The following is a 26514-nucleotide window of genomic DNA, read 5'->3' as shown; positions in this document are numbered from 1 at the left end:
TCGATGATCAAGCCGACAGAGCTGGTGATATTCGACTGCGACGGCGTCCTGGTGGACAGCGAGGTGATCGCCGTCCGGGTGCTGGTGCGGCTGGGCTCGAACGAGCGGGCGCCGTCGTCCGGTTCGGACGCGGGGGGTCCGGGCGCCGAGACCGGCCCGGCGTGGGCGTCCGCCGCGCGGCCGCTCCGCCATCGGCACCCCCGTTCGGCCGGCATCCCCGAGAACGCACCGACGACGGCCGCCGAGAAAGTCCCGGGCGCGCGGCAACCTTTGCGGCGTCCGCGACCACAAGGAGGCGGGTCCGGCCGGTTCCGGTGGTCGGATCCGCCCTTCTCGTGTCTCTCGTGACCGGTTCGCAAGGAGAACGTCTACCCATGAGCAACCCCACGAACGGCAGGCGCCGCGGGCGTCACCGCCGTCGCTGGAGCGCCACCGCCGTGCTGATCGCCGTGCCCGTCGCCGCCGCCTCGTACCTGTTCGTCCACCAGGAGTCGCAGGCCGCGACGGTCGAAGGCGACGCCTACTACCGGCTGGTCTCCGTCCGCAGCGGCCAGGTGCTGGACGTCAACGCCTTCTCCACCGCCGACGGCACCCGCATCCAGCAGTGGACCGACCAGGACACCGCCAACCAGCAGTGGCGGCTGAGGCCCACCGGGGACGGCTACTACGAGCTGGTGAACCGCAACAGCGGCAAGGTGCTGGGCATAGCGGGCGGCTCGACCGAGCGGGCGGCCGTCGCCGAGCAGCAGACGGACAGCTCCTCGCCCGCCCAGCAGTGGCGCATCGACGACGTGGGCGGTTCCGGCGCCGTCACCTTCACCTCCCGCCGCAGCGGTCAGGTCCTGGACGTGTCCGGGGCCTCCGAGGCCCGGGGCGCACAGGTCATCCAGTGGCCCCGCCACGGCGGCGGCAACCAGCAGTGGAAGCTGGTGAAGGTGGGCGGGGCGCAGCCGTCGGGGAGCGGGCCGTACGTGTGGCAGAACGCCCCGGTGGCGGGCGGCGGGTACGTCACCGGACTGGTCTTCAACCAGAAGGAGAAGGGCCTGCTGTACGCGCGCACCGACATGGGCGGCGCCTACCGCTGGGACGCCGGGGCCGAGCAGTGGATCCCGCTGACCGACTGGATCGGCGAGAAGGACTGGAACCTGCTGGGCATCGAATCGCTGGCCACCGACCCGGTCGCCCCGGACCGGCTCTACCTCGCTTCGGGCACCTACACCAACGACTGGGCCGGCAACGGAGCGATCCTGCGCTCCACCGACCGCGGCCGCACCTTCCAGCGCACCGACCTGCCGTTCAAGCTGGGCGGCAACGAGGACGGCCGCGGCGCGGGCGAGCGCCTGGTGATCGACCCCGCGAACCACGACACCCTGCTGCTGGGCACCCGCAAGAACGGCCTGTGGCGCAGCACCGACGCCGGCGTGACCTGGAACCAGGTCCCCTCCTTCCCCGTCAGGGACGGGGCGGGCTTCGGCACCGGCATCTCCTTCGTGACGTACGGCCCGGCGGGCAGCAACACGATCTACGTCGGGGTCGCCGACAGGTCGACCAGCCTCTACCGCTCCACCGACGGCGGCAACAGCTGGCAGGCCGTCCCCGGTCAGCCCACCGGCCAGATGCCGCAGCACGGGGTGCTCGCCGGTGACGGCACGCTGTACCTGACGTACTCCAACGCGCCCGGCCCCAACAACGTGACGGCGGGCTCGGTGTGGAAGTACGCGCCGTCCGGCGGGACGTGGAAGAACATCTCGCCGTCGCAGGGCAGCTACGGGTTCGCCGGTCTGGCCGTCGACCCGCAGAAGCCGTCCACGGTGATGGTCACCACCCTGGACCGCTGGTGGCCCCAGGACGAGGTCTACCGCTCCACCGACGGCGGTGCGACCTGGAAGGCCCTGGCCGACAAGTCGGTGCGGGACGCCTCCGCCGCCCCGTACCTGGGCACCGGCATCGGGCACTGGATGACCGCCCTGAGCATCGACCCGTTCGACTCCGGGCACGTGATGTACGGCACCGGCAACGGCATCTGGGCGAGCAAGGACGCCGACGCGACCGACGGCGGCGGCACCAGCCACTGGTTCGTCGGGGCCCGCGGGCTGGAGGAGACGGCGCTGACGGACGCGATCTCCCTGCCCGGCGGTGCCCCCCTCATCACCGCGATGGGCGACCAGGGCGGCTTCCTGTACGACGACGTGACCAAGGAGCCCTCCAACCGGCTGACCAACCCGACCATCTACCAGGGCAGTTCCCTCGACTTCGCGCAGTCCGCCCCCTCGCTGGTGGTCCGGACCGGCCAGGGCGGCGAGCAGGGCGGCGGCTACTCCACCGACGGCGGCCACCACTGGAACGGCTTCAGGACGGCGCCGGTGCCCGGCGCCCACAGCGGCCACATCGCCATCGCGGCGGACGGCTCCAGCATCGTGTGGACCCCGGCCGGTCAGGCCCCGTACCGCTCGACCGACCAGGGGGCGAGCTGGTCGCGGGTCAACGGCCTGGGCAACGACGCCGTCGTCGTCGCCGACCGGGCCTCGTCCGGGACCTTCTACGCGCTGGTCGGCGGCACGCTCTACGCCAGCACCGACGGCGGCGCCGGCTTCGGCGCCCGCGCCACCAACCTGCCCGCCGGCCGGCTCAACGCCGTCCCCGGCGTCGCGGGTGACCTGTGGATCTCCGGCGGCGGGAAGGGGCTGCTGCACTCCACGGACGGCGGCCGCAGCTTCACCACGCTCTCCTCGGTGGAGTCCGCCGCCGGCCTCGGCTTCGGCAAGGCCGCGCCCGGCACCGCGTACCAGGCGCTCTACCTGATCGGCCACGTGAAGGGCGTCGCAGGCGTCTTCCGCTCCACCGACCGGGGCGCGAGCTGGGTCCGCGTCAACGACGACGCCCACCAGTGGGGCAACTTCGCGGGCAACCCCACCATCACCGGGGACCCCAACACCTTCGGCCGCGTGTACGTCGGCACCAACGGACGCGGGCTCCAGTACGGGACCCCGTCCTGACGCCGACTCCCTCCCTGAGCGGGGCCGCGGGCAGACCTGCCCGCGGCCCCGCCGCGGGTTTGACGGAACTCTCCGGAATTCCTCTGCCGATCCCGGCAACCTTCCGACGCGCGGCGGCAACTGGCAGACGACCGGGCCGAGACCGAGGCCCGCCACCGAAGGGACGAACCCTTGCCAGACCAGAACCGTGCTCATCGCCGCCGCCGGCCGACCCGGCGGGTGATCGCCGTCTCCGTCGCCCTGGCCGCCGTGGGTACCGCCGTACCGCTGATCGCCCGGGCCGCGCTCACGTCGAAACCCGGCGCGCCGACCGTGCTCGGGGAGGCGGCGGCCGCCGACGGCCGCTACTTCGGTACGGCCGTGGCCTCGGGCAGGCTCGGGGACTCGACGTACTCCGCGATCCTCGACCGGGAGTTCACGATGATCACCCCGGAGAACGAGATGAAGTGGGACGCCACCGAACCCTCCCGGGGGTCGTTCGACTTCGCCCCCGCCGACGCGATCGTCGGCCACGCCTCCGCGCACGGCCAGCGGATGCGCGGCCACACCCTGGTCTGGCACTCCCAACTGCCCGCCTGGGTCCGCTCGATCAACGACGCCACCACCCTGCGCGGCGTGATGGACAACCACATCACCCAGGAGATGGCTCACTACAAGGGCAGGATCTACGCCTGGGACGTGGTCAACGAGGCGTTCGCGGACGACGGCAGCGGCCGGCACCGCAGCTCGGTGTTCCAGGACGTACTGGGCGACGGCTTCATCGAGGAGGCGTTCCGCACCGCCCGCAGCGCCGACCCCTCGGCCAAACTCTGCTACAACGACTACAACATCGAGGACTGGTCCGCCGCCAAGACCCAGGGCGTCTACCGGATGGTCAAGGACTTCAAGTCCCGTGGGGTGCCCATCGACTGCGTCGGCTTCCAGAGCCACTTCGGCGCCGGGGGGCCGCCGGCCGGCTTCCGGACCACCCTGGCCGGCTTCAGCGCACTCGGCGTGGACGTCCAGATCACCGAACTCGACAGCGCCCAGGCGTCCCCCGCCGCGTACACCAGTGCCGTCCAGGACTGCCTCCACGTCGCCCGCTGCACGGGCATCACCGTGTGGGGCATCCGCGACAGCGACTCCTGGCGCACCGGCGAGGACCCGCTGCTGTTCGACCGCAACGGCAACAGGAAGCCCGCCTACGGCGCGGTGCTCGCCGCCCTGGCCGGCGCCGCCGGCGGCGGTGGCGGCGAGCCGGACGGGGGCATCGTCCCGGGCACCGTCTACACACTCTCCGCGGTGGGCGCCGCCGGGCGGGTCCTCGACGAGTTCGCCGGGCAGAACGGCAACGGCGCCCCGCTCCAGGTGTGGGACGCCAGCGGGGCCGCCAACCAGCAGTGGCGGGCCGCCAGGAACGGCGACGGCTCCTACACCTTCACCAACCTCGCCAGCGGCCGCGTCCTGGACGAGCCGGGCGGCCGGACGGGCAACGGTACGAGGATGCAGGTCTGGGAGGCCAACGGCGGCGCCAACCAGCACTGGAGGGCCACCCGGAACGGTGACGGCTCCTACACGCTCACCAACGTCGCCAGCGGCCGGGTGCTGGAGACCCCCGGCAACCAGAGCGCCAACGGCACCGCCGTCCAGATCTGGGACTCCTGGGGCGCCGCCAACCAGCACTGGAACGTGAGGGCGGCGGGGGCGTCCGCCCCGGCGCAGAACTCGACGACGCCCGCACCGGCCGGAACCTGCGCGCTTCCGTCCGACTACCACTGGTCCTCCACCGGCCCGCTCGCGAAGCCGGCCAACGGCTGGAGCGCGGTCAAGGACTTCACCCACGTCATGTACCAGGGCAAACACCTCGTCTACGCCTCGAACGTCACCGGCTCCGCCTACGGCTCCATGATGTTCCGCCCCTTCACCAACTGGTCCGACATGGCCGCAACCAGCCAGACCGGCATGAACCAACCCGCAGTCGCACCCACCCTCTTCTACTTCGCACCCAAGAACATCTGGATCCTCGCCTACCAATGGGGCCCATGGCCCTTCGCCTACCGCACCTCCACCGACCCGACCAACCCCACCAGCTGGTCCGCACCCCAACCCCTGTTCACCGGCACCATCCCCCACTCCGGCACCGGCCCCATCGACCAGACCCTGATCGCCGACGACACCACCATGTACCTCTTCTTCGCCGGCGACAACGGCACCATCTACCGGGCCACCATGCCCATCGGAAACTTCCCCGCCACCTTCGGCTCCACCTACACCACCGTCATGACCGACACCGACAAGAACCTCTTCGAAGCCCCCCAGGTCTACAAGATCAAGGACCGCAACCAGTACCTCATGATCGTCGAGGCCCGCGGCACTAACGAACACCGCTACTTCCGCTCCTTCACCGCCACCACCCTCAACGGCCCCTGGACCCCCCAAGCCACCACCGAGAACAACCCCTTCGCCGGCAAGGCCAACAGCGGCACCACCTGGACCGACGACATCAGCCACGGCGACCTCATCCGCGACAACCCCGACCAGACCATGACCATCGACCCCTGCCACCTCCAACTCCTCTACCAGGGCAAGCCCCCCACCGCCACCGGCCCCTACGACCAACTCCCGTGGCAGCCGGCCCTCCTCACCCTCCAGCGCTGAAGCCGTGAAGCGCCAAGGCCCTGAACGCTGAATCCCTGGAACGCTGAAGCCCTGGAACGCCTGATCAACGGCGATCGCGACCGGGCACGGCCCGCCCCCGCAGCCCGTGCCCGGCCCGACCGCGTCAGCGGGACGGGCCGGGAGCCGGCGGGAGGTCGTGAACGGTGATCTCCGGGTGCAGTCGGCGGGTGTGGTCGAGCGGGCGGGCCGGACCGGTCAGGCGCAGCGGTACGGTGAGGCGGGGATCGGTGCTGGAGGCGGAGATCCGCAGTTCCAGTGCGCCGGGTTCGACGATCCGCCGGCCGTCGCGGCCGGTGAACGAGGCCAGGTCGGCGGGCACGGTCAGCTCCACCCGGCAACCCGCTCCGGCGTCCAGCGGGATCCGCCGGTAGCCGATCAGCCGCTGCACCGGCTGGACGACGGTGGCGACCGGGTCGTGGAGGTAGAGCTGCACGACCTCGGTGCCCGCCCGGTCGCCGGTGTTGCGGAGCCGGAAGGCGAGCCGGAACTCCCCGTCGGTGCCGGTCTCGCCGGTCCGCACCTCCGGATCGGACCATGTGAACTCGCCGTAGCCGAGCCCGTGTCCGAAGCCGAAGGCGGGCGTCGGGTCGGTGCTGGAGACCTCGCCGGCCTGGGCCAGCCGAGCGCCCAGGTAGGTGGAGGGCTGGACGCCGGGGTGGCCGGGGACGGAGACGGGCAGCCGCCCGGACGGGTTGACCCGACCGCTGAGCACGCCCGCGAGCGCCGCCGTCCCGGCTTCACCGGGGAAGAAGCACTGGACGATCCCGGCCGCCTCGGTGACGGCCCGCCCGAGTGCGTACGGCCGCCCGGCCAGCAGGGTGACCACCACGGGTGTGCCGGTGTCCAGCACCGCCTCCATCAACTGCCGCTGTCGGCGGGGAAGTTCGAGAGAGGCGGCATCGCAGCCCTCACCGCTGGTGCCACGCCCGAACAGCCCCGCCCGGTCACCGAGGGCGAGCACCACCACGTCGGCCCGCCGGGCGGCGACCACGGCCTCGGCGATGCCGGCGCCCTCCTCGGTACCGGCGGTCCCGCCGTCGACCGTCACGCCGCGCACCGTCCGCAGCTCGCTGCCGGGGAACTCGGCCGCCAAGGCCTCGCGCAGGGTCGGGAGTTCGATGCCGAGCGAGGTCCCGGGGTGCTGTCCCCCGACGTGTACCGGGAAGGAGTAGCAGCCGAGCACCGCGGTGGGTTCGTCGGCATTCGGACCGATCAGCGCGATCCGGGGTGGTTCGCGCAGCGGCAGCAGGCCGTCGTTGCGCAGCAGCACCACGGCCTGCTCGGCGAGGTCGGCGGCGAGCGCGCGGTTGGCGGGCCGGTCCAGGTCGACCAGGCCGCGCAGCGCCGCCGGGTCGCTCAGGTCGGCGCCGGCCAGGGCGGGGGGTACCGGGCTCCAGTCGGGGTCCAGCAGCCCGAGTTCGGCCTTCTGGGCCAGGACGCGGCGCAGCGCCCGGTCGATCAGCCGCTCCGGGACGGTGCCCTTGATGACGGCGTCGGCCAGTGGCTGTCCGAAGGCGTCGACGGTCGGCAGTTCGACGTCGACTCCCGCGGCCAGGGCCTGTGCGGCGGCGTCGGAGCGGTCCTCGGCCACGCCGTGCAGGGTCTCGAGGAAGGCGATGCCGAAGTAGTCGGCGACGACCGTGCCGGTGAACCCCCAGTTCTCTCGCAGCAGTTCGGTGAGCAGGGCCTCGTCGGCGGTGGCGGGGAGGCCGTCGGTGTCGGTGTAGGCGGGCATGACCGAGCGGGGCCGCCCTTCGCGGACCGCCATCTCGAAGGGCGGCAGGATGACGTCGGCGCGTTCGCGCGGGCCCATCGACACCGGGGCGAGGTTGCGGCCGGCGCGGGAGGCGGAGTACCCCGCGAAGTGCTTGAGGGTGGCGACGATCCCGGCCGACTCCAGGCCCTGCACGTAGGCGGTGGCGATGGTGGCGACCAGGTACGGGTCCTCGCCGATGGTCTCCTCCACCCGCCCCCAGCGGGCGTCGCGGACCACGTCGAGAACGGGTGCGAGGCCCTGGTGCACCCCGACGGCCCGCAGGTCGCGGCCGATGGCGGCGGCCATCGCCCTGACCAGCTCCGGGTTGAAGGCGGCGCCCCAGGACAGCGGCACGGGGTACGCCGTGGCTCCCCAGGCGGCGAAGCCGGCCAGGCACTCCTCGTGGGCCAGGGCCGGGATGCCGAAGCGGTTGCCCGCGGCGATCCGCTGCTGGGTGCGCAGCAGGGAGAGCGCGCCGAGCGCCGGGTCGACCGGGGCGGTGCCGAACGGCCGGGTGAGCTGGCCGAGTCCGTACGGCAGGAGGGTGTCCAGGTCGGGTGGTGGCTCCATGTCGGTCTGGTGCGGGGCGACTTCGTCGCCGTCGGCGTCGGCGCCGACCCAGACGCCGACCAGTTGGGCGGTCTTCTCCCGCAGGGTCATGGCGGCGATCAGGGCGTCGGCCCTGGCCTCGGGGGTGAGCGTGGTGTCCCGCCAGGCGGGCTCGGGCCCGGGGGTGCGGTGGCCGTTCATTTCCCTCCCACTCCCGTCAGGCCCTGGACCAGGGCGCGGCGGGCGAACAGGTAGACGACGAAGACGGGGAGCATGGACAGCACCACGGCGCTGAGCAGTCCGGGCACGTCCACGCCGTGCTCGGTCTGGAACTCGTACAGGCCGAGCGTGATGACCTTGGTGGAGTCGGACTGGGTGAGGATCAGCGGGAAGAGGAAGCCGTTCCAGGCCTGGAGGGCGGCGAAGACGGTGATCGAGGACAGTCCGCCCTTGGACAGCGGCAGCACCAGCTGCCGGAACACCCGCGCCGGGGACGCGCCGTCCATCGCCATCGCCTCGTACAGCTCGGGGCTGATGTCGCGCATCGCGCCGGTCAGCACCAGGGTGCAGACCGGCAGGCAGAAGGCCGCGGTCGGGAGAATGACGCCGATCAGGTGGTCGTACAGGCCGGTCTGGCTGATGACGAAGAACATCGGCACGATCACCGCCTGGGCGGGGATCGCCAGCCCGAGCAGGAACAGCCGGAACACCCACCCGGTCGCCCGGCCGCGGGCGCGCACGATGGCGTAGGCGAGCGGCGGGACGACCACCAGCACGACGGCGACCACGCCGGCGGTCACGGTCAGGGTGTTGAGGAAGTCCCGGCCGAAGCCGTTCGAGAGGTCGGTCAGGTAGTTCTGCAGGGTCCACTGCGCGGGCAGCGTCAGCGGGCCCTCGGTGGAGTAGTCCGCCCGGGTGCGGAAGGTGGCGATCAGCAGCACGTACAGCGGCAGGCCGACCAGCAGCAGCCACACCAGGGAGCCGAACCCGGCCAGGACGTTGGGGCGTCGGCGCATCACAGCCCCTCCGCCGTGCCGCGCATCCGGTCGTAGCCGGAGATCCGGACCACCGCGAGCGAGATCAGGGTGGCGACCGCCACCAGGACCAGCGCGATCGCCGATCCGGTGCCGAAGTCGAAGCCCTTGAAGGCCTTCTGGTACATGTAGTAGGCGGTGACGGTGGTGTCCGTGCCGGGGCCGCCCTGGGTGAGGATCAGCACCGTGTCGAAGGTGGTCAGGCCGCCGACGACCATGAGGATCACCGAGGTGATGACGGTGTTGCGCAGCTGCGGCAGGGTGATGTGGAGGAACTGCCGTACCCGGCCCGCGCCGTCGACGGCCGCGGCCTGGTAGAGCACCTGGGGGATGGCCCGGGCGCCGCCCTGGTAGATCAGCGCGTGCAGCGGGGTGAACTGCCACACGCCGACGAAGGTCAGCACCGCGATCGCCCCGCTCCTGCTGCCGAGCAGGTTGCCGTCGCCGAACAGCCCGGTGAGCTGGGCCGGTACGCCGAAGTTGGGGTCGAGGACGGCCCGCCACACCACCGAGACCGCGGTCGCCGAGAGCAGCAGCGGCACGAAGTAGATCGCCGAGAGCACGGCCCGGTTGCGCTGCTGTCCGGCGGCCCAGACGCCCAGCAGGATGCTGACGGGCGTCTGGGTCAGCACGCCGAGGGCGGTGAGCAGCAGGGTGGTCCAGACGGACCGGAGCATCACCGGGTCGTCGAACAGGGCGCTCCAGTTGTCCAGGCCGTTGAAGCGCGGTTCGCCGATGCCGTCCCAGCTCGTGAAGGAGAGCACGACGACCAGCAGCAGCGGTGTGATCGCGAACAGCAGGAAGAACACCGCCGCGGGAAGCGCCCAGACGAAGCCCGGGCGGGTCGCCTCCGCGCCGGGCCGCGTGCGGCGCGTCATGAGGCCGGCAAGGCCTGCATGGCCTTGATGAAGCCGTCGGCGTCGATCCTGCCGTCGAAGAACTCCTGGACGGCGGTGTGCATCGGGGTCATCGCGCTCGGCGGGTAGGCCTGGTCCCAGGAGAGCTGGAACGAGGGGGCGCTCTTGACCAGCCGGTACTGGTCCTTGGAGTAGGCGGGGCTGGCGGAGAGGTCGAGGAGGTTCTCGGTACCGGTGGTGGTCGGCAGGTTCCCGATGGCCAGCTGCGCCTTCACGAACTCGTCGGAGTACATCAGTTCGAGGAACGCCGCGACGGCCTCCGGGTGCTTGGTCCTCTTCAGCACGGAGTAGAAGTTGTTGGTGTTGCCGACGACGTCGGCCGCGTCCCCCTTGCCGCCGCTCAGAGCGGGGAAGGCGGCGTAGCCCAGGCCCGACGTGGCGAAGTCCGGGTTGGCGTCCTGCTGCGTGGAGTAGTACCAGGAGCCCATGAGCTCGAATGCGGCCTTGCCCTTGGCGACCAGGGCCGGGGAGCCGCCGTCGGTGAACTTGACGGAGTCGAAGTTGCTCCCGAAGGCCCCGGCGTCGACCAGTTGCCGGAGGGCGGCCAGTGCCTTGCGGCTGTCCTCGCTCGCCCAGGCCTCCTTGTCGCCGCCGAGGGCCCGCTGGAACAGGCCTGGGCCGGCGATCCGGTCGTAGAGGTACTCGAACCACATCAGGGTGGGCCACTGGTCGCCGCCGCCGAGCGCGATCGGCGTGATCCCCTTGTCCTTCAGGACCTTGGTGGCGGCCAGCAGGTCGTCCCAGGTCCTCGGCGGGGTCAGTCCGGCGTCCGCGAGCACCTTCTTGTTGTGGAACAGCAGGACCGGCTGGGTGCCGCGCATCGGCACTCCGTACGGTTTGCCGTCGATCACCGCCGAGTTGAAGACCGCGGGCAGGAAGTTGTCCTTCAGGCCGGGGTCCTTGGCGATGAAGTCGTCCAGCGGCAGCAGCAGCCCCGCCTTGGCGAACGACTGGATGGAGCCGCCGCCCCAGTTGAAGAAGACGTCCGGGGCCCGCGGGGTGTTGATGACGGTCTGGAGCTTCTGCTGGTAGTCCGCGCCGGGGACGGTGTCGAGCACCGCCTTGACCTTGGAGGTCCGGTTGAAGGTGTCGACGATCTGCTTCTCGACCTTGTTGGCGGCGTCACCGTAGACCAGCACGTGGATCGTCCCGTCTCCGGCACCGGAGGAGCCCCCGCCGGAGCCGCAGGCGGCGGACGTGCCCAGGACGAGTGCGGTGACCAGGGTGACCGCGGCGAATCTCGATCGCATATCCTGCCTTCTGTTTCGAATGTTTCGAGCAAGTTGCCGAATGTTCTGGAAAACTAGAACCGGCCTGACTGCCAGTCAAGAGTGCGGACGGGATCGGCCCGGCCCGCCCGGGGGCTAGCATCCGTGCGGTACGGACCGCCCGCGGCCGTGCCCGACAGCCATCCACGACGGAGTCCGCCCAGCAGGGGCAGTGCAGGAGGAACCCGTGAACAGAGCGGCCACGCTCGCCGAGATCGCCCAGGAAGCAGGGGTCTCCGCACCGACTGTTTCGAAAGTCCTGAACGGGCGCGCCGACGTCGCCCCGGCCACCCGCGAGCGGGTGGAGGAACTGCTGCGCCGGCACGGGTACCGGCGGCGGCGCGGCAACCGCCGGGCGAGCCCGCTGCTGGAGCTGGTCTTCCACGAACTGGAGAGCGCCTGGGCGGTGGAGGTGATCCGCGGCGTGGAGAACGCGGTGCGCGAGGAGGGCCTGAGCATCGTGCTCTCCGAGTCCGCCGGGCACGGCCCCGGCCAGTCCTGGGTGGACGGCGTGCTCGCCCGACGCCCCACCGGTGTGGTGCTGGTGCTGTCCGACCTGGACCGCTCGCTGCGCGAGCAACTGGGCCGCCGGGACATCCCCTTCGTGGTGATGGACCCGGCCGGCGACCCCGGGCAGGAGGTGCCCGCCGTCGGCACGACCAACTGGGACGGCGGCCTCGCGGCGACCCGGCACCTGCTCGACCTCGGCCACCGCCGGATCGGCCTGATCGGCGGCCCCGCCCGGATGATGTGCAGCCGGGCCCGGGCCGACGGCTACCGGGCGGCTCTCGACATGGCGGGCATCCCGTACGACCCGGAGCTCGTCCGCGAGGGCGACTTCCACCACGAGTCCGGACGCCGGCTCGGCCTGGAGCTGCTGCGCCTGCCGCAGCGCCCGACCGCCGTGTTCGCCGGGAACGACCTCCAGGCGCTCGGCCTGTACGAGGCCGCCCGCGAGGTGGGACTGCGCATCCCGGAGGACCTCAGTGTGGTCGGTTTCGACGACCTGCCGCTGGCGCGCTGGGTGGGCCCGCCGCTGACCACCGTGCGCCAGCCGCTGACCGAGATGGCCGAGACGGCGACCCGGCTGGTCATCGACCTGGCCCGCGGTGAGCGGCCCGGCACCCTGCGGGTGGACCTGGCCACCAGCCTGGTCGAACGCAGCAGCACCGCCCCGCCGCGAACGGCCGACGGGGCGGTGGGGCGGTAGTGCGAGGCGGTGCGGCCGGAGCGTACCGGGCCCGGCGCGGCCCCTCGGCCGCGCCGCTTCACGGTGTCAGCCGAGGGTCCACTGCTGGTTGCTCCGGCCGCTGCACGTCCACAGTTGGGCCAGGGCGCCGTCGGCGGTGGAGGCTGCGGAGACGTCCAGGCACAGGCCGGACTGGACGCCGGTGACCGTGCCGTCGGCGTTGAGGTGCCACTGCTGGTTGGCCTGGCCGTTGCACGGCCAGACGACCACCTTGGTGCCGGCGGCGGTGCCCTGCCCGGAGGCGTCCAGGCACAGTCGGCCGCTGCCGTCGTAGACGCTCAGCTGGTCGCCCGGGGTGTGCGTCCAGATCTGGTTGGTACCGCCCCAGCAGCTGTAGATCTGCACCTGGGTGCCGGCCGCGGTCGAGGCGTTCGGCACGTCCAGGCACTTGCCGGCACCGACCGCGCGCAGCTCACCGGTGGTGCCGCCACCGCTGCCGGAGCCCGAGCCGCCGAGGGCGGAGAGCGCCGAGTAGTAGGCCGGCTTGGGCTGGAAGCCGCCGTCGTACATGGTGGCGGCGCCGGTGCCGGGGAACGCCCCGGGGATCCAGGAGTGCGCGTCGTCCACGCCCCACTGGCTCACGCCCACGCAACGGGAGACGGCCAGGCAGGACCGGACCACCGCCGCGTAGTCGGCGGCCTGCTGCTGGAGCGCGGCGCCGGAGGCGGGCAGTTGGATGCGGTCGTCGAGTTCGGTGACGGCCACGTCCAGGCCGAGGTCCGCGAACCGCTGCAGGTTCGCCCTCAGGTCGGCGGGCACCTGGCCGAGGACGAAGTGGCTCTCGAACCCGATGCCGCCCAGCGGCACCCCCTGGGCGAGCAGCGTCCGGGCCAGGCCGTACAGCGCATCGCTCTTCGCGTTCACGCCCTCGATGCCGTAGTCGTTGATGTAGAGCCTGGCGCCCGGGTCGGCGGCGTGCGCGGTGCGCAGCGCGTCGGCGAAGTACTCGGCGCCCATCGCCCGGTAGAACACGTCCGGGACGAAGGAGCCGTCGCCGTTGAAGGGCTCGTTGATCACGTCCCAGGCGTACACCTGGCCCTTGTAGTGGGTGGCCTCGGCGGTGATGTGCGCCTCCATCGCGGAGCGCGCCTGGTCCAGCGGCAGGTTCGCGGCCCAGGCGGGGAGCTGGTTCTGCCACACCAGGTTGTGGCCGCGCACCCGCATGCCGTGCGTCCGGGCGAACTGGACGAGTCGGTCGCCCGGCCCGAAGTCGAACGAGCCGCGGGACGGCTCGATCGTGTCCCACTTCATCTCGTTGGCCGGGGTCAGCATGTCGAACTGCGCCCCGGCGACGGCGGTCTCCCCGGCGACGCCGAGGTCACCGCCCGTCAGGGCCGTGCCGAAGTACCGGCCGTTCGCTTCCGCCGCCGCCTTCAACGTGCCGCCGGCCGCCACGGCCGGGGCCGTCGCGGCCAGGGCGCCGGTCGCGAGCACCAGTGCCACGGCCAGGACGGCGGCCCAGGCGTGGTGGATTCCGGTCAGGATCCTTCGGAGAGGCATGGTCGACCTCCAGAGTCGCTCCAGGGGGACGTGCGCCCCGCGCTGTCGGCGGGTCGTGGCGCACGAGCGATGACGGCGGGCAGCCGTCGGTTCGGGGAATTCGGGGAAGGGGAGCACGGCGGCAGCCGTCCTGCGGACGGCGCCAGGGGGGTGGGTGGTGCTCCTGCGTGCCCCAGGTAACTCGGAGTGTGCGGGACGCGTCAATACGCAGTTGAATGTTTCGCCGATGTTTCGGAATGTCGGGCGGCTGTAGCCGTGCCGGCCCTCGCTCCGCCGGCGGTCCGCAGGGCCGGGTCCGGGCCGGGCCGGGGTGTGCCGCCCAGCTGCCCGGGTTGACCGCAGGAGCCCACCGGGCGTCCCGCTCGACGGCGTGTAAGTTTCAGCGGGCCTGTGGGAGCGCTCCCGCGACTATTGACGGCCTTTCTCATGCCCTGGCTTGATGTGCAGGGGATCGCCACGCCCGGTCTGGGCGCGTTCCCACCCGAATCGGCGATCCCGTCAGGCACCCCCACCCATCCGAAAGGACCCGGACGTGCCCCAAACCGTCCTGCGCCGCCTGCGCACGGCAGCAGCCGCCGCGCTGCTCGGCGCCACCGGCCTGCTGCCGAGCATCGGAGCCGTCGCCCCGGCACACGCCGCGCCCGCCCGCACGACCCCCGCGCAAGCCGCCGTCCACGTGGCCAACCCGTTCGCCGGTGCCACCGGCTACCTCAACCCCGACTACGCGGCCGAGGTCAAGGCCCAGGCCGCCGCCGACGGCGGCACCCTCGGCGCCCTCGAGTCCCAGGTCGCCGCCAACCCCACCGCCGTCTGGATGGACCGCATCGGCGCGATCGCCGGCGACGCCAGCCACCTCGGCCTCCAGGCCCACCTGGACCACGCGCTCGCCCAGCAGCAGCAGGGCGGCACCCCGGTCGTCTTCCAGATCGTCGTCTACGACCTCCCGGGCCGGGACTGCGCCGCCATCGCCTCCAACGGGGAACTCCCGGCCACCGCAGCCGGGTTGGCCACCTACGAGACGCAGTACATCGACCCGATCGCGGCCGTCCTGGCCAACCCGAAGTACGCCGGCCTCCGGGTCGCGGCCATCATCGAGCCGGACTCCCTGCCCAACGCCGTGACCAACCAGTCCAAGCCGGCCTGCGCCACCGCGACCCCGTACTACGAATCGGGCATCGAGTACGCGCTCAACAAGCTGCACGCGATCCCCAACGTGTACGACTACCTCGACATCGGCCACGCGGGCTGGCTCGGGTGGTCCAACAACATGGTGCCCGCGGGCCGGGAGTACGCCAAGGTCGCCCAGGCCACCACCGCCGGATTCGCCAGCGTCGACGGCTTCGTCAGCGACACCGCCAACACCACTCCGCTGACCGAGCCGTTCCTGACCGACCCCGACCTGACGGTGGGCGGGCAGCCGCTCAAGTCGGCCAACTTCTACCAGTACAACCCCGCGTTCGACGAGTACCACTACGACAACGCGATGTACTCCACCCTGGTGTCCAACGGATTCCCGAGCAGCATCGGCATGCTGGTCGACACCTCGCGCAACGGCTGGGGCGGCCCCGCCCGGCCCACCGCGCTCAACTCCGCCCCCACCACGGTGGACGCGTACGTCGCGGCCAACAAGGTCGACCAGAAGCCCTTCCGCGGCGACTGGTGCAACGTCAACGGCGCCGGCATCGGCGCCCGCCCGCAGTCCCTGCCGTACGGCGCGGGCAGCCCGATCATCGCGTTCCTCTGGGTCAAGCCGCCGGGCGAGTCGGACGGCGACTACCCGGACGCCTCCCACCCGCACGGCGACCCGCACTGCGACCCGAACGGCACCCAGACCGACGGGAACGGCAACACCTACCCCACCGACGCCATCCCCGGGTCCAACATCCCGGCCGGGCAGTGGTTCCCCGTCCAGTTCCGGCAGTTGGTGCAGAACGCCTACCCGGCGTTCGGCGGCTCCACCGGCACCGGCCCGACCGCGCCGAGCGGGCTGACCGTCACGGGCACCACCGCCAGCAGCGTGTCGCTCAGCTGGACGGCGTCCACCGGCCCCGCGGGCGTGACCGGCTACGCGGTGTACCGCAACGGCACCAAGGTCGCGACCGTGACCGGCACGAGCTACACGGACTCCGGGCTCTCCCCCGCCACCGCGTACCGGTACACCGTCACCGCGCAGGACGCGGCCGGGAACGTCTCCCCCGCCTCCGCGGCGGTGACCGCCACCACGGCGACGTCGGGCGGCGGCGGTGGCAGTAGCGGCTGCTCCGCCACCTACGCGGTCGCCAACGACTGGGGCAGCGGCTTCACGGCCAACGTGACCGTGACCAACACGGGCACCTCGGCGACCAGGTCCTGGACGGTCACCTGGAGCTGGGGCGGCAACCAGCAGATCACCAACAGCTGGAACGCCACCACCGCCCAGAGCGGCACCGCGGTGACGGCCACCAGCCAGGCCTACAACGGCGCGCTGGCACCGAACGCCAGCACCGGCTTCGGCTTCCAGGCGGCGTACTCGGGCGGCAACACCGCTCCGTCCCTGACCTGCACCGCGAGCTGACCCCTCCCCCGCCGGGGCCGCATCCGGCGGCCCCGGCCCCCACTCCCGAGGAGCTCGGCATGCCCCGGACTTCACCTCGCCGCACCACCGCCGCGCTGGAGGCCGCCACCGCCGCGTGCGCCGCCCTGGCAGTCCTCCCCCTCACCGCCTCGGCGGCCCCCGCCGCCGGCCCTTCCTGCAGCGTGACGTACGCCGTCAACGACTGGGGCAGCGGCTTCACCGCCAACGTCACCATCACCGACACCGGCACCACCCCCGTCAACGGCTGGACCCTCGGCTACAGCTACCCCGGCAACCAGACCCTCCAGAACGGCTGGAACGGCACCTGGACCCAGACCGGGCGAACGGTCACCGTCACCAACCCCTCCTACGCCCCCACCATCGACCCCGGCGCCGCCTACACCACCAGCGCCAACTTCTCCTACACCGGCACCAACACCGCCCCCACCGCCTTCACCCTCAACGGCACCCCCTGCGGGCCGCCACCGAGCCCGTCCCCGAGCCCCACGCCGACGCCGACCCCGACCCCGACCCCGGCCCCGGACGGGCCGGCACCTGCGGTGCACGTCTCCGGCAACACGCTGGTGAGGGCCGACGGCACCCCGATCACCCTGCACGGGGTCAACCGCTCCGGGGCCGAATTCATGTGCGTCCAGGGCCACGGCTTCTTCGACGGCCCGGCCGACCAGACGTCCGTCGCCGCGATCAAGGCCTGGCACGTCAACGCCGTCCGGGTGCCGCTCAACGAGGACTGCTGGCTCGGCCACTCCGACGTCGACCCCGCCTACGCCGGCCCGGCCTACATCGACGCGGTGCGCGGCTACGTCGACCTGCTGCACCGCAACGGCCTGGTCGCCGTCCTGGACCTGCACTGGACCGACGGCGCGTACACCGGCCCCTCCGCCGGCTGCTCCGACGCCAACGCCACCTGCCAGAAGCCCATGCCGGACGCCGCCGGCGCCCTCCCGTTCTGGACCTCGGTGGCGCGGACCTTCAAGGGCGACGACGCGACCCTGCTCGACCTGTTCAACGAACCGTACCCGTCCCGCGCCACCGGGAGCGAGACCAGCGGCTGGGCCTGCTGGCGGGACGGCGGCAGCTGTCCCGGCATCGGCTACCAGGTCGCCGGCATGCAGGCGATGGTCGACGCGGTCCGCTCGACCGGCGCGGACAACGTCCTGCTGCTGGGCGGCCTGGAGTACGCCAACGACCTCAGCCAGTGGGCCTCGTACCAACCGGCCGACCCGCTGCACAACCTGGCCGCCTCCTGGCACTCGTACAACTTCAACGCGTGCGGCACGGCCTCCTGCTGGGACGCGCAGATCGCTCCGCTGGCGGCCCGCGTGCCCGTCGTGACCGGGGAACTGGGTGAGAACGACTGCGCGCACGGCTACCTGGACACCCTGCTGCCGTGGCTGGACCGGCACGGCGTCTCCTACCTCGCCTGGGCCTGGAACACCTGGGACTGCGGCAGCGGCCCCGCCCTGATCAGCTCCTACGACGGCACGCCGACGGCCTTCGGCGCCGGCTACCGCGCCCACCTCGCGGGCTCGTAGTCACGCCGACTCCCGCACCACCAGTTCCGTCGGCAGGACCGTCTGCCGGCGGAACCGGCCCGGCCGGGCGATCTCCTCGAGCAGCAGCTGGACCATCAACCGGCCCATCTCCTCGGTGGGTTGGCGCACACTGGTGAGCGGCGGGTCGGTGTGCCGGGCCACCACGGAGTCGTCGAACCCGATCACGGCGACGTCCTGCGGCACCCGGCGGCCGGCCTCGCGCAGCGCCCGCAGGGCACCGGCCGCCATCAGGTCAGAGGCGCAGAACACCGCGTCCAGGCCGGGTCGGCGGGCGAGCAGTTCCCGCATGCCGTCGCGGCCGCCGCGCTCGGTGAAGTCCCCGTGGGCGACGAGCCCTTCGTCGGCCGGCACCCCGGCCTCGGCGAGCGCCTGGCGGTAGCCGGCCAGGCGCGCCGCGGCGCCCTCCATGTCGAGCGGCCCGGTGACGGTCCCGACGGCCGTCCTGCCCCGGGCCAGCAGGTGCCGGACGGCCGCCCGGGCGCCGCCCGCGTTGTCGGCGTGCACGTAGCTCAGCGGCTCCTGGGCGGAGCGTCGGCCGCCCAGCACGGCGGGCAGTTCCAACCGCTCCAGCAGTTCGGGGAGCGGATCGTCCTCGTGCACCGAGACCAGCAGCACCCCGTCCACCCGGCGCGCGGTGAGGTAGCGCGCCAGCCGTTCCCGCTCGCGTTCGTCGCGCACCAGTACGAGCAGCAACTGCAGGTCGGAATCGGCGAGTTCGGCGGACACTCCGGTGATGATGTCGGAGAAGTACGGTTCGGAGCTCAGCTTCGCGACGCTCTCGGGGATGACCAGCGCGACCGCGTCCGTCCGGGACGTGACCAGCGAGCGCGCCGCCTGGTTGGGGACGTAGCCGAGTTCCGCGATGGCCTGCTCGACCGCCGCGCGGGCCTTGGCACTCACCTTGGGCGAGCCGTTGACGACCCGCGACACCGTGCCCCGGCCCACTCCGGCCCGCGCCGCCACGGCTTCCAGGGTGGGGCGGGCAGCGGGCTCCTGCTCTGCGGCTCGGCTCATGATCGCTCTCCTGGCGGGCGGTGGACGGCGGGCGGAAGACGACGGACGGCGGACGGCGGACACCGCAGCGCGATGGCCGCGGCTACGGCGACCGCGCCGAGGCGGGCCGGACGACACGTTCCGGTAACGGACCCGTTGCTCGCCCTTGACACTCCTCGCGCGGCGAAGCAATCTTCCCACATCGCTGTGGGAGCGCTCCCACCCATCCTGTGCGGACGCCTTCACAGCTCCCGGCACCGCCGGCCGCCCCCTGCGCGGCGCAGCCATGGACCACCTGGACAAGGAGATTCGGCCATGCGGAACCCCGGCACCACCCTCGGCGGCAGAGCCGCCACCACGCTCCCCGTACGCCACGCCAACCGAGCGCGCACGGCGCGCCGGCACCTGCTGAGCACCGCCACCGCGGCCCTGTGCGCCCTGCTGGTGGCCGGCTGCGGCAGCGGCGGCTCCGCCACCAGCGCGGCCCCCGGAGGCAGGATCACCCTCACCGTCGGTGACTACGGCACGTTCGGCTTCAAGCAGGCCGGCCTGTTCGACGCCTACATGCGGGAGCATCCCGGCATCACCATCGTCGAGCACACCGTCGAGCAGGAGACCGACTACTACCCCGCCCTGCAGACCCACCTCGCCTCCGGCAGCGGCCTGGACGACGTCCAGGCGGTCGAGGTGGGCCGGATCGCCCAGATCGTGAAGAAGCAGGCCGACAAGTTCGTCGACCTCGGCAAGGCCGACGGGGTCGCCAAGGACGCCTTCCTGCCGTGGAAGTCCCAGCAGGCCACCACCTCGGACGGCCGCACCATCGGCCTCGGCACCGACATCGGCCCGATGGCGATCTGCTACCGCAAGGACCTGTTCCAGCAGGCCGGGCTGCCCACCGACCGCGACCAGGTGGCCGAGCTCTGGCAGGGCGACTGGGCCCGGTTCCTGGAGACCGGCAAGCAGTACCAGGCCAAGGCGCCCGCCGGGACCTTCTTCACCGACTCCGCCGGCGGGCTGTTCAACGCCGTGGTGTCCTCCAGCGCCACGCAGTACGACGACGGCGGCGGCCGGCTGGCCTACAAGGACAGCCCCGGCGTGAAGAACGCCTGGAACCTGGCCACCGGCGCGATCCAGGCCGGGATCAGCGCCGGCCTCAAGCAGTTCGACACCCCGTGGTACCAGGCGTTCGCCAACTCCAGGTTCGCCACCGTCGCCTGCCCGTCCTGGATGACGGCCATCGTCGCCGACAAGTCCGGGAGCGCCAACAAGGGCAAGTGGGACATCGCCACCGCCCCGGCCGCCGGCAACTGGGGCGGGTCCTTCCTCGCCGTGCCGAAGGCCGGCAAGCACCAGAAGGAGGCCGCGGCGCTCGCCGCCTGGCTCACCGCACCCGAGCAGCAGGCGAAGGTCTTCACCACGGTCGGCAACCTGCCCTCCAACCTCAAGGCACTGAACCGGCCGGAGGTGCAGAACGCCACGCTCGACTTCTTCGGCGACACGCCCACCGGCCGGATCTACGCCGCCACCGCGCAGTCCATCCGGCCGAACGTGATCGGCGAGTGGGACGGCCTGGTCAAGGACACCCTCACCAACGGCGCCCTGCTCAGCATCGAGCAGCACCAGAGCGACCCCGCCAAGGCGTGGAGCAACGCGGTCAAGGAGATCGACGACAAGGTCGGCGACTGACGGCCGACCCCGGCCGTCCGGGCCCGGACGGCCCCGTGTTCCAGAGAGGTCACCACCATGCTCGACGAGGCCGTCCCGGCCACCGCCCCCGGCCCGCCCCGCCCCGCTCCCCCGCCTCCCCGCCCCTGGCGCACCCGCCTCTACCGGTGGGACCTGAAGGCCTCGCCGTACCTGTACGTCGCGCCCTTCTTCGTCTGCTTCCTGGCGTTCGGCCTGTTCCCGCTGCTCTACACGGGCTGGGTGTCGCTGCACAGCGTCGACCTGCAGACGCCCGACCAGATGCAGTGGCGCGGCTTCGGCAACTACACCCGGCTGTTCCAGGACGAGCTGTTCCGCAACGCGCTGCGCAACACCGTCACCATCGGCGTGCTGTCCACCGTGCCGCAGTTGCTGATGGCTCTCGGCCTGGCCCACCTCCTCAACTACCGCCTGCGTGGCCGGGGCTTCTTCCGGATCGCGATGCTCGCGCCCTACGCGACCTCGATCGCGGCGGCGACCCTGGTGTTCACGCTGCTGTTCGGCCGGGACTACGGGATGATCAACTGGCTGCTGGGCCACCTGGGCCTCGGCCACGTCGACTGGGAGGGCGGCACCTGGAGCTCGCAGATCGCCGTCTCCACCATCGTCACCTGGCGCTGGACCGGCTACAACGCCCTGATCTACCTCGCCGCCATGCAGGCCGTCCCGCCCGACCTGTACGAGGCGGCGGCGCTCGACGGCGCCAACCGGTGGCAGCAGTTCCGACACGTCACGGTGCCGTCGATCCGCCCCACCATCCTGTTCACCGTCGTCGTCTCCGGCATCGGCGCCACCCAGCTCTTCGGCGAGCCCCTGCTGTTCGGCGGCGGGGCGACCGGTCACAGCGGCGGCTCGGCCCACCAGTACCAGACCCTCGGCCTGTACCTGTACGACCAGGGCTGGTACGCCTTCCACCTCGGCCGGGCCGCCGCCGTGGCCTGGACGATGCTGCTGATCCTGCTGGCCATCGGCGCGCTCAACCTCGGCCTGGTCCGCATCCGCCGCGCCCGGAACGGGGGTTGAGCACCGATGGCCGTCAAAGCGGTGCGCCGTGCCGGAGCACGGGGCCTCACCGGAGCCGGGCCGTTCACCTACGCGGTGCTGGTCCTCGTCGCCGTCCTGTCCCTCTTCCCGCTGTACTGGACCCTGGTCGGCGCCTCGACCTCCGGCAGCCGGATCGCCCGGACCCCGCCGCCCCTGCTGCCCGGCGGAAGCCTGTGGCACAACCTCGACATCGCCTGGAACCAGGTCCACATGGGCCGGGCGCTGCTCAACTCGGTGGTCGTGGCGAGCTGCGTGACCGCCAGCACGGTGCTGTTCGCGACCCTGGCCGGCTTCGCCTTCGCCAAACTGCGGTTCCGGGGCCGGGGCGCCCTGCTGAGCCTGGTCGTGGCGACCATGACCGTGCCCGCCCAGCTGAGCGTCATCCCGCTGTACCAGATCATGGCGCAGCTGCACTGGACCGACCGGTTGCAGTCGGTGATCCTGCCGAACCTGGTGGCCGCCTTCGGGGTGTTCTTCATGCGGCAGTTCCTCTCCGAGGCGCTGCCCGTCGACCTGGTCGAGGCGGCCCGGGTGGACGGCGCGAGCAGCCTGCGGATCCTGTGGAGCGTGGTGCTGCCGATCGCCCGGCCCGGGATGGCCGTGCTCGGCATGCTGGTCTTCGTGCAGTCCTGGAACGACTTCTTCTGGCCGCTGATCGCGCTGAGCCAGAGCAATCCCACCGTCCAGGTCGCGCTGGCCGGCCTCGGCGGCGGATCGTACGACTCCGACCAGGCCGTCATCCTCACCGGCTCGCTGCTCGGGACCGCACCGCTGCTGCTGGTGTTCGCCCTGCTGGGCAGGCACGTCGTCAGCGGCATCACGGCCGGCGCGGTCAAGAACTGACGTACCGTTCACTCAACTCACCGGAAACGGAGAAGCCAGCGATGACTTCCGCACACACCGGTTCGGCCCCGGCCGACAGCTCGGCCACCGCCTTCCCCTCCGGCTTCCTCTGGGGAGCCGCGACAGCCGCCTACCAGGTCGAGGGGGCCGTCGACGTGGACGGCCGGACGCCCTCCATCTGGGACACCTTCAGCCGGACCCCGGGGCGCACCGCCGGCGGCGACACCGGCGACCGGGCCACCGAGCACTACCTCCGCTACCGGCAGGACGTCCGGCTGATGAGCGAACTGGGCCTGGGCGCCTACCGGTTCTCCGTGTCCTGGTCCCGGGTGCAGCCGACCGGACGCGGGCCCGCCGTCGAACGGGGCCTGGACTTCTACCGGCGCCTGGTGGACGAGCTGCTGGAGCACGGCATCGAACCCGCGGTGACGCTCTACCACTGGGACCTGCCGCAGGAGCTGGAGGACGTGGGCGGCTGGCCCGTCCGCGACACCGCGAGGCGGTTCGCGGACTACACCGCACTCGTGGCCCAGGCTCTCGGCGACCGGGTGCGCATCTGGACCACCCTCAACGAACCCTGGTGCTCCGCCTTCCTGGGGTACGGCTCCGGCGTGCACGCCCCGGGCCGGGCCGACTGGACGGCCGCCCTGCGCGCGGCCCACCACCTCAACCTCGGCCACGGCCTCGCGGTCGAGACGCTGCGCGCGGCGCTGCCCCGGGACGCGCGGATCGCCGTGTCGCTCAACCTGCACGAGGTGCGCCCGCTCACCGGCTCCGCCGCGGACCGCGAGGCCGTCCGCCGGATCGACGCGGTGGGCAACCGCGTCTTCACCGGACCGATGCTGGACGGCGGTTACCCCGACGACCTGCTCGCCGACACGGACCACCTGGTCGACTGGGCGGCGCTGGTCCAGGACGGCGACCCGGCGGCGATCGCCCGGCCGATCGACCTGCTGGGTGTCAACTACTACACCCCCACCGTGGTGTCCGCCCTGCCGGAGGGCGCGGCCCCGGACCCGGTGGCCGCACGCGACGCCGGCCACGGCGACGGCGCCCAGTCCCCCTTCCCCGGCTGTGCCGACGTGCTCTTCCACCGCGCGCCCGGCCCGCGCACCGCCATGGACTGGCCGATCGACCCGACCGGCCTGACCGACCTGCTGCTGCGCCTCCACCGCGAACACCCCGGCCTGCCGCTGATGGTCACCGAGAACGGTGCCGCCTTCGACGACCTCCCGACCCCGCAGGGCGCGGTGCACGATCCGCAGCGCATCGACTACCTGCGCGGACACCTCGGCGCCGTCCGGCGGGCGATCGCCGCCGGCGCGGACGTGCGGGGCTACTTCCTCTGGTCGCTGATGGACAACTTCGAGTGGTCGTACGGCTACGGCAAGCGCTTCGGCCTGTACTACGTGGACTACGACACCCAGGCCCGGATCGCCAAGGACAGTGCCCGCTGGTACGCGGAGGTGATCCGCCGGGGCGCGCTGCCCGACCTGGACGGGTGAGCGGTCGGATCCCTTGACGGGGCCCTGCCGACCGCCGAAGCTGGCAGCGGTGGGTGAACAGGTGCGCACGGTTCGGGGTGCGGTTCCCGTGTCGAGGATCGATCCAGGACGGCCCCATGTCGCAGCCCTTCCCCAGCAACGACCCTGCTCCGACCCTGGCCGAGGTGGCCCGGCGGGCCGGTGTCTCCATCGCGACCGCCTCCCGCGTGCTGAACCGTTCCGCCCGGGTCTCCGCCGACGTGGCGGCCCGGGTGGAACGGGCGGTGCGCGAGCTGGCGTACGTCCGCCGCCGGGCGCCCAGTGCCGGGGAGACCGGCGTGGTGGCCGTCGTGGTCTTCGCCGACCCGCGGCAGTACCACGCGGACTCCTTCCCGGCGCGGCTGCTGGCCGGCCTGCGGCGCTCCCCGCTCGGCGCGGAGCGGGAGTTGGCCGTCTTCACGGTCCCCAGGCGCTCCCGGCGGCCCCCACTGGTGCGCTACCTGTGCGGCGGCCACGTCGACGGGGTGCTGCTGGTGGGCCCCTGGGGCGACACCGCGCTCGTCCGCCTGCTGCACGCCGCCAGGGTGCCCGTGGTGTCACTGGGCCGACCGCCGGAGCCGGGCACGGTGGCCTTCGTGGACGCGGACAACCTCACCGGTGCCAGGGAGGCGGTGCGGCGCCTGCACGCGTCCGGGCGCCGTTCGGTGGCCACCATCGCCGGGCCCCCGGACACCGCCGCCGGGTCGGACCGGCTGGCCGGCTACCGCGCGATGGCCACCCTGCTCGCCTTCCGGCCCGCCGTGGCGCACGGCGACTTCAGCAGCGCCTCCGGCGAGCACGCGATGCAGTGGCTGCTGGACCAGCGCCCCCAGCTGAACGCGGTGTTCGCCGCCTCCGACCAGATGGCCGCCGGCGCCCTCAGGACCTTGCGACGGCACGGCCTGCGGGTGCCCGAGGACGTGGCACTGATCGGCTTCGACGACGCCCCCGTCGCGGCCAGGTGCCGCCCGGCGCTCACCACGGTCCGCCAGCCGGTGGAGGAACTCGGCTCGCGTGCCCTGGAGTTGCTGCTGCGCAACCCGGCACCCGGCGAATCGGTGGTGCTGCCCACCCGGCTGGTCGTCCGGGCCTCGGGCTGAACGCGCTCGGTCCGCTCTGCGCGCCGCTCATGACCGGGGCCCGCCGGCGCGCCGGCGCGTCCGCGCCACTGGACTGCGAAGGCTGGTGGCCGAGGGCTGCCGGGCTGCCGGGCTGCCGCTGCGAAACTTTCGAACGACCTGTGAAAGTTACAGCCGGTTCCGGGCAGGGCCGGGCGGCGACGCCACCGCCGCACTCGCCGATCCATGGGCCTGACCAGGAATTCCCGGCGTGAACGGCGGGCCCGGGAGCCCGCCGATCCTTTCGCTCACTCCGCCGAAAGTCTTGACATCTTGTCGAGTGCAGGCCAACACTGGCGCCGTTCTTCCCTGCGCTGCGGCGCGGCGTCGTCCGGCCCATCCATCCACTGGTGTCACCGGCAGCGCAGAGTTCCCACTCGTCGGCAGAACGGATCACCCCCGTGAATCCTCCCCACCCCACGAGCCGCAGGACCGGGCGCTTCCGGCGGTTCGTCCGCCGAGCGCCACTCCTGGTGCCGGCCCTCGCGACCGCCCTGCTCCTGCCCGGCACCGCTGACGCCGCCACCGTGACGACGAACCGGACCGGCACGGACGGCGGGTACTTCTACTCCTTCTGGACCGAGGGCACCGGTGCGGTGTCGATGTCGCTGGACGGCGGCGGCCGCTACGGCACCTCCTGGAACAACGCCGGCAACTTCGTCGCGGGCAAGGGCTGGGGCACCGGCTCACGCAAGCCGGTGACGTACTCGGGCTCCTGGAGCACCGATGGCAACGCCTACCTGTCGCTCTACGGCTGGAGCACCAACCCGCTCGTCGAGTACTACATCGTCGACAACTACGGCTCCTACAAGCCCACCGGTGCGTACAAGGGCACCGTCACCAGTGACGGCGGCACCTACGACATCTACGAGACGACGCGCTACAACGCCCCCTCGATCGAGGGCATCAGGACCTTCAACCAGTACTGGAGCGTCCGTCGGGACCGGCGGACCGGCGGGACGATCACCGTCGCTAACCACTTCGACGCGTGGGCCAGGAACGGCATGAACCTCGGCACCATGAACTACGAGATCCTCGCCACCGAGGGCTACCGGAGCAGCGGCCGCTCCGACATCACCGTGGGCTCCTCAAGGACCGCAACCAGTACCTCATGATCGTCGAGGCCCGCGGCACCGACGAACACCGCTACTTCCGCTCCTTCACCGCCACCACCCTCAACGGCCCCTGGACCCCCCAAGCCACCACCGAGAACAACCCCTTCGCCGGCAAG

17 protein-coding genes and 2 pseudogenes are annotated in these 26514 nt (G+C 72.2%); 13 read left to right on the top strand and 6 right to left on the bottom strand.

Annotation, left to right across the window (positions count from 1 at the left end; translation table 11 throughout):
* Nucleotides 1-3: 3 nt before the first annotated feature.
* The 3 genes and pseudogenes from ABT247_RS15815 to ABT247_RS15805 all read left to right on the top strand — a co-directional run.
* Nucleotides 4-99, top strand: a pseudogene (locus ABT247_RS15815) (HAD family hydrolase); the annotation flags it as partial.
* A gap of 275 nt (nucleotides 100-374) precedes the next feature.
* Nucleotides 375-2996 (top strand): RICIN domain-containing protein, encoded by a 2622-nt coding sequence (locus ABT247_RS15810; RefSeq protein WP_350743091.1) that lies wholly within the window; start codon nucleotides 375-377, stop codon nucleotides 2994-2996.
* Nucleotides 2997-3215: 219 nt separating this feature from the next.
* The gene (locus tag ABT247_RS15805) at nucleotides 3216-5633 is read left to right on the top strand and encodes a non-reducing end alpha-L-arabinofuranosidase family hydrolase (RefSeq protein ID WP_350743095.1); all 2418 of its coding nucleotides are present in this window, start codon (nucleotides 3216-3218) and stop codon (nucleotides 5631-5633) included.
* A 124-nt stretch (nucleotides 5634-5757) separates the two neighbouring features.
* Here the strand turns inward: ABT247_RS15805 and ABT247_RS15800 are convergent, their stop codons facing one another.
* Genes ABT247_RS15800 through ABT247_RS15785 form a run of 4 tightly spaced genes read right to left on the bottom strand, consistent with a single transcriptional unit; the run spans nucleotide 5758 to nucleotide 11160 of the window.
* The gene (locus tag ABT247_RS15800; RefSeq protein WP_350743089.1) at nucleotides 5758-8160 is read right to left on the bottom strand and encodes a beta-xylosidase/alpha-l-arabinosidase; all 2403 of its coding nucleotides are present in this window, start codon (nucleotides 8158-8160) and stop codon (nucleotides 5758-5760) included.
* Nucleotides 8157-8975 (bottom strand): carbohydrate ABC transporter permease, encoded by an 819-nt coding sequence (locus ABT247_RS15795; protein ID WP_350743087.1) that lies wholly within the window; start codon nucleotides 8973-8975, stop codon nucleotides 8157-8159. The genes ABT247_RS15800 and ABT247_RS15795 overlap by 4 nt, the downstream gene beginning before the upstream one ends.
* Nucleotides 8975-9871 carry a carbohydrate ABC transporter permease gene (locus ABT247_RS15790; RefSeq protein ID WP_350743085.1) on the bottom strand — a complete coding sequence of 299 codons (897 nt, stop codon included), beginning with the start codon at nucleotides 9869-9871 and terminating at the stop codon, nucleotides 8975-8977. Before ABT247_RS15790 ends, ABT247_RS15795 begins: the two co-directional genes overlap by 1 nt.
* Entirely contained in the window at nucleotides 9868-11160 is a 1293-nt protein-coding gene (locus tag ABT247_RS15785; protein WP_350743082.1) for an ABC transporter substrate-binding protein, read from the bottom strand. The genes ABT247_RS15790 and ABT247_RS15785 overlap by 4 nt, the downstream gene beginning before the upstream one ends.
* Before the next feature lie 205 nt (nucleotides 11161-11365).
* Between ABT247_RS15785 and ABT247_RS15780 the strand changes: the two genes are divergently transcribed.
* Nucleotides 11366-12388: a LacI family DNA-binding transcriptional regulator gene (locus tag ABT247_RS15780; protein WP_350743080.1), complete on the top strand. Its 1023-nt coding sequence runs from the start codon at nucleotides 11366-11368 to the stop codon at nucleotides 12386-12388.
* A 66-nt stretch (nucleotides 12389-12454) separates the two neighbouring features.
* Here ABT247_RS15780 and ABT247_RS15775 read toward each other — a convergent pair whose 3' ends face one another.
* Nucleotides 12455-13927 (bottom strand): endo-1,4-beta-xylanase, encoded by a 1473-nt coding sequence (locus ABT247_RS15775; protein WP_350743078.1) that lies wholly within the window; start codon nucleotides 13925-13927, stop codon nucleotides 12455-12457.
* 532 nt (nucleotides 13928-14459) lie between these two features.
* On the opposite strand from ABT247_RS15775, the gene ABT247_RS15770 reads away from it, so the two are divergent.
* Nucleotides 14460-16481, top strand: coding sequence for a glycoside hydrolase family 6 protein (locus ABT247_RS15770; protein WP_350743076.1), 2022 nt, complete (start codon nucleotides 14460-14462; stop codon nucleotides 16479-16481).
* Between the two features lie 59 nt (nucleotides 16482-16540).
* Nucleotides 16541-18037 carry a cellulase family glycosylhydrolase gene (locus ABT247_RS15765; protein ID WP_350743074.1) on the top strand — a complete coding sequence of 499 codons (1497 nt, stop codon included), beginning with the start codon at nucleotides 16541-16543 and terminating at the stop codon, nucleotides 18035-18037.
* On the opposite strand, the gene ABT247_RS15760 is transcribed toward ABT247_RS15765, so the two are convergent.
* On the bottom strand, nucleotides 18038-19072 hold the full coding sequence (locus tag ABT247_RS15760) for a LacI family DNA-binding transcriptional regulator (protein ID WP_350743072.1): 1035 nt from the start codon (nucleotides 19070-19072) through the stop codon (nucleotides 18038-18040).
* 294 nt (nucleotides 19073-19366) lie between these two features.
* Here ABT247_RS15760 and ABT247_RS15755 point away from each other — a divergent pair, with 294 nt between their 5' ends.
* The 7 genes and pseudogenes from ABT247_RS15755 to ABT247_RS15725 all read left to right on the top strand — a co-directional run.
* On the top strand, nucleotides 19367-20737 hold the full coding sequence (locus tag ABT247_RS15755) for an ABC transporter substrate-binding protein (RefSeq protein WP_350743070.1): 1371 nt from the start codon (nucleotides 19367-19369) through the stop codon (nucleotides 20735-20737).
* A 57-nt stretch (nucleotides 20738-20794) separates the two neighbouring features.
* On the top strand, nucleotides 20795-21778 hold the full coding sequence (locus ABT247_RS15750; protein WP_350743068.1) for a carbohydrate ABC transporter permease: 984 nt from the start codon (nucleotides 20795-20797) through the stop codon (nucleotides 21776-21778).
* Nucleotides 21779-21784: 6 nt separating this feature from the next.
* Entirely contained in the window at nucleotides 21785-22642 is an 858-nt protein-coding gene (locus ABT247_RS15745; RefSeq protein ID WP_350743066.1) for a carbohydrate ABC transporter permease, read from the top strand.
* A 41-nt stretch (nucleotides 22643-22683) separates the two neighbouring features.
* On the top strand, nucleotides 22684-24147 hold the full coding sequence (locus ABT247_RS15740) for a glycoside hydrolase family 1 protein (protein ID WP_350743064.1): 1464 nt from the start codon (nucleotides 22684-22686) through the stop codon (nucleotides 24145-24147).
* Nucleotides 24148-24263: 116 nt separating this feature from the next.
* Nucleotides 24264-25265 carry a LacI family DNA-binding transcriptional regulator gene (locus ABT247_RS15735; protein ID WP_350743062.1) on the top strand — a complete coding sequence of 334 codons (1002 nt, stop codon included), beginning with the start codon at nucleotides 24264-24266 and terminating at the stop codon, nucleotides 25263-25265.
* A 419-nt stretch (nucleotides 25266-25684) separates the two neighbouring features.
* Nucleotides 25685-26374, top strand: a pseudogene (locus tag ABT247_RS15730) (glycoside hydrolase family 11 protein); the annotation flags it as partial.
* Between the two features lie 20 nt (nucleotides 26375-26394).
* On the top strand, nucleotides 26395-26514 hold a 120-nt coding region (locus tag ABT247_RS15725; RefSeq protein WP_350743093.1), incomplete at its 3' end, for a non-reducing end alpha-L-arabinofuranosidase family hydrolase.

It is taken from the genome of Kitasatospora sp. NPDC001539, from assembly GCF_040298565.1.
Classification (GTDB): domain Bacteria; phylum Actinomycetota; class Actinomycetes; order Streptomycetales; family Streptomycetaceae; genus Kitasatospora.
This window is presented reverse-complemented; position numbering and strand designations above follow the sequence as displayed.

What these genes read in the sequence shown, in the direction of transcription:
- ABT247_RS15810 (WP_350743091.1), top strand. Translation starts at nt 375, where the DNA reads ATGAGCAACCCCACGAACGGCAGGCGCCGCGGGCGTCACCGCCGTCGC.
- ABT247_RS15800 (WP_350743089.1), bottom strand. Translation starts at nt 8,160, where the DNA reads ATGAACGGCCACCGCACCCCCGGGCCCGAGCCCGCCTGGCGGGACACC.
- ABT247_RS15795 (WP_350743087.1), bottom strand. Translation starts at nt 8,975, where the DNA reads ATGCGCCGACGCCCCAACGTCCTGGCCGGGTTCGGCTCCCTGGTGTGG.
- ABT247_RS15790 (WP_350743085.1), bottom strand. Translation starts at nt 9,871, where the DNA reads ATGACGCGCCGCACGCGGCCCGGCGCGGAGGCGACCCGCCCGGGCTTC.
- ABT247_RS15785 (WP_350743082.1), bottom strand. Translation starts at nt 11,160, where the DNA reads ATGCGATCGAGATTCGCCGCGGTCACCCTGGTCACCGCACTCGTCCTG.
- ABT247_RS15775 (WP_350743078.1), bottom strand. Translation starts at nt 13,927, where the DNA reads ATGCCTCTCCGAAGGATCCTGACCGGAATCCACCACGCCTGGGCCGCC.
- ABT247_RS15765 (WP_350743074.1), top strand. Translation starts at nt 16,541, where the DNA reads ATGCCCCGGACTTCACCTCGCCGCACCACCGCCGCGCTGGAGGCCGCC.
- ABT247_RS15760 (WP_350743072.1), bottom strand. Translation starts at nt 19,072, where the DNA reads ATGAGCCGAGCCGCAGAGCAGGAGCCCGCTGCCCGCCCCACCCTGGAA.
- ABT247_RS15755 (WP_350743070.1), top strand. Translation starts at nt 19,367, where the DNA reads ATGCGGAACCCCGGCACCACCCTCGGCGGCAGAGCCGCCACCACGCTC.
- ABT247_RS15750 (WP_350743068.1), top strand. Translation starts at nt 20,795, where the DNA reads ATGCTCGACGAGGCCGTCCCGGCCACCGCCCCCGGCCCGCCCCGCCCC.
- ABT247_RS15745 (WP_350743066.1), top strand. Translation starts at nt 21,785, where the DNA reads ATGGCCGTCAAAGCGGTGCGCCGTGCCGGAGCACGGGGCCTCACCGGA.
- ABT247_RS15740 (WP_350743064.1), top strand. Translation starts at nt 22,684, where the DNA reads ATGACTTCCGCACACACCGGTTCGGCCCCGGCCGACAGCTCGGCCACC.
- ABT247_RS15735 (WP_350743062.1), top strand. Translation starts at nt 24,264, where the DNA reads ATGTCGCAGCCCTTCCCCAGCAACGACCCTGCTCCGACCCTGGCCGAG.